Source organism: Bacillus sp. GMs2/2 (assembly GCF_050172095.1).
GTDB classification, from domain to species: domain Bacteria; phylum Bacillota; class Bacilli; order Bacillales; family Bacillaceae_G; genus Bacillus_A; species Bacillus_A cereus.
This window is the reverse complement of the sequence record NZ_JBNLYE010000442.1, coordinates 1-2,896: the sequence shown is the minus strand read 5'-3', so window position 1 is coordinate 2,896 and position 2,896 is coordinate 1. Positions and strand designations below refer to the sequence as shown.

The window sequence follows — 2,896 nt, the reverse complement described above, 5'->3', positions numbered from 1 at the left end:
AAAGAATTGAATACACAATTTCAATCCTTTTTTTATATTATCAACACTTTAGCACATATTACTCTTAAGGAGTGATATGTATATGGATTTTCTTTCATCTGAATATTTGTCTGCCTTGCTTGCCATTATTGTAATCGATTTAGTGTTAGCCGGAGATAACGCCATTGTAATTGGATTAGCAGCAAGAAGATTACCGAAAGACCAACAAAAGAAAGTTATCATTTGGGGAACCATTGGAGCAATCGCTATTAGGGCCCTCGCTACCTTAGTTGTCGTTTGGTTATTAAAAATACCTGGATTACTCCTAATTGGTGGTGTACTTCTTATTTGGATCGCTTACAAGCTGATCGCTGAGGGCAAAAACCATGATATTAAAGCCGAAGAAGGATTTTGGTCTGCTATTAAAACCATTATTATTGCTGATGCGTTAATGGGCATTGATAATGTACTCGCTGTTGCAGGAGCTGCCCATGGTAACTTTTCTTTAGTAATCATCGGACTATTAGTGTCTATTCCAGTAGTCGTATGGGGCAGTACATTAATTTTAAAATGGGTGGATCGTTTTCCTGTCATCATTACGATCGGAGCAGCCGTTTTAGCTTATACTGCCGCGAAAATGATTGTAGATGAGAAGTGGTTCGCTGGATTTTTCGAAAGTAACCCTTTCGTTAAATGGGCATTTATCATTATTATCATCGTCGGTGTAGTTTTCTTCGGAAAGGCAAAACAAAAAGCAACAGCTGGTTCTGTCTCATAATGATGGTATATTTACAAATAAAAGGCGCTATTCATATGAATAGCGCCTTTTATTATTTAGCTTCCCCTTCCGAAGTCGTTTTTACCTTTGTTTTGTTTTTATCACGGTTGTTATAGTTATACTTCGAACGATCTACTGGAGTGAATCCTTCCGGTGTGTAGAATCGTAATAAGTCACCATTTACGACTTGGTCAGAGTATTTTAGTGAGTTTTGAACCATTTGTTCATTTTTCTTTATTTCATCTGTAAATTCTACAGGTTTTCCAGTAGTTGTATCATAGTATTTGCCGTTTAGTGCAGTAACTGTTGGGCTTACGTAGTTACCGTTACGGAACGCAACGACTTGTTTATGATCTGGTGATAATAAATCAGAACCGAATTGAACATAATTCTTTGTATCTGTACCTAGTAAGTGTAATAGCGTTGGAAGAACGTCAATTTCACCACCATATTGATGTTGTACGCCACCTTTCACTCCTGGTACACGAACGATTAATGGTACACGTTGTAACTGTGCATTTTCAAATGAGTTCATTTCTTTACCCATTACTTTTGACATTGCTGCGTTATGATTATCTGAAATGCCGTAATGGTCTCCGTACATAACAATAATTGAGTTATCATATAAACCAGATTGTTTCAAGTAATCGATGAAGCCTTTTACAGATTCGTCTAAATAGCGTGCTGTTTGGAAGTACGTATCTACTGATGAATCACCTGTTGTTGCTGGTTCAATCGTTGCTTCTGCCTTATCGATTGGATAAGGGAAATGGTTCGATAACGTAATAAACTTCGTATAGAACGGTTGTTTCAACGTTTGTAATAACGGAATAGATTCATTAAAGAACGGTTTATCTTTTAATCCGTAGTTTACTACGTCTTTTTCATTCATATCGTAGTATGACGCATCAAAGAATTTATTAAAACCAAATGATTTATAAATATCATCACGGTTCCAGAATGTTTTGTAGTTACCGTGGAATACTGCTGATGTGTATCCTTGTTGTCCTAAAATAGCTGGTGCTGATTGATACGTATTATGAGATTTCGTTGTAAAGACAGAACCTTGCGGTAAACCAAACATTGAATTCTCTAACATAAACTCCGCATCAGATGTTTTCCCTTGTCCTGTTTGATGGAAGAAGTTATCAAAATAAAGTGTATTCGCATCTTTTGTAAATGAGTTTAAGAACGGTGTAACTTCTTGACCATTTAATTTGTAATCAATTAAGAAGTTTTGGAATGACTCTAAATGAATGTAAATTACGTTCATTCCCTTTCCTTTACCGAAATACTCAGGATTTGGACTTGCATAAGTTGATGTTAAATAATTTCGTACTTCTGTCATATTATCACCATCAGCTAATGCTCGTTCTGTCGATGCTTTCGCACTTTGAATTCCATCATAAATTGTGTAGTTGTATGCACCTAAATATTTCACAATATAATTACGGTCAAACGTTCTTGTTAATAATTCAGGACGGTCAGACTCTGCAAGACCTAAGTTAACACTGAATAATAAAATACCTGCTACAAATACTAGAGATAATTTATGCTTCGCAACACGAATTGGTTTTGGATTTGCAAATTTTGTTGCGACTAACACAATTAATATAATCGTGTCTAAGAAGTATAATGGATCATAAAGATGTAGCAATGCAAGAATACTACCACCTAAATCTCCAAAGTTATTCGTTTGTGTTAATGTCGGGAACGTAATAAAGTCACTGAAAAAGCGATAGTATACTACGTTTGCGTATAAAAGAATCGACAATAACAAATTAATGATAATTAACCAAATATAAGATCGTTTCCCTTTTGCAAATAATGCTAGTCCTAAAAATAGAACTGCTGAACTAAGCGGGTTAAAAAACAGCAAGAATTTTTGGATTGTGTTTGAAATTCCTAAATTGAATTCTGTTACATAAGCTGCATATGTTTTGAGCCACAATAAAATAACGGCAAACAGAAAGAATCCAAAATGATTGCTTAACACACTTTTGCTCTTTAATAAGAACTGTTTCATTTCTCCACCTCTTTTGATCATCCAAGGCTTATTTTTTTATAAGTCTGTCTCTCTATTCAAATTTTCTTCTTCAAATAGATTATCTTTATTTAACTATATGAAGAATATTAGTA

2 protein-coding genes are annotated in these 2,896 nt (G+C 34.7%); one reads left to right on the top strand and one right to left on the bottom strand.

Annotated features, from left to right (window positions below; all coding sequences use genetic code 11):
• Window positions 1–82: 82 nt before the first annotated feature.
• Complete coding sequence (locus tag ACQGS6_RS25725) at window positions 83–757, top strand: TerC family protein (RefSeq protein ID WP_000346955.1); 675 nt, start codon at window positions 83–85, stop codon at window positions 755–757.
• Between the two features lie 52 nt (window positions 758–809).
• Here ACQGS6_RS25725 and ACQGS6_RS25720 read toward each other — a convergent pair whose 3' ends face one another.
• Window positions 810–2,783, bottom strand: a complete 1,974-nt coding sequence (locus ACQGS6_RS25720) for an LTA synthase family protein (protein ID WP_074626029.1) — start codon at window positions 2,781–2,783, stop codon at window positions 810–812.
• Between the last annotated feature and the right edge of the window lie 113 nt (window positions 2,784–2,896).

Excerpts from the sequence above, each read along its gene's own strand:
- ACQGS6_RS25720 (WP_074626029.1), bottom strand. The coding sequence starts at position 2,783 with ATGAAACAGTTCTTATTAAAGAGCAAAAGTGTGTTAAGCAATCATTTT.
- ACQGS6_RS25725 (WP_000346955.1), top strand. The coding sequence starts at position 83 with ATGGATTTTCTTTCATCTGAATATTTGTCTGCCTTGCTTGCCATTATT.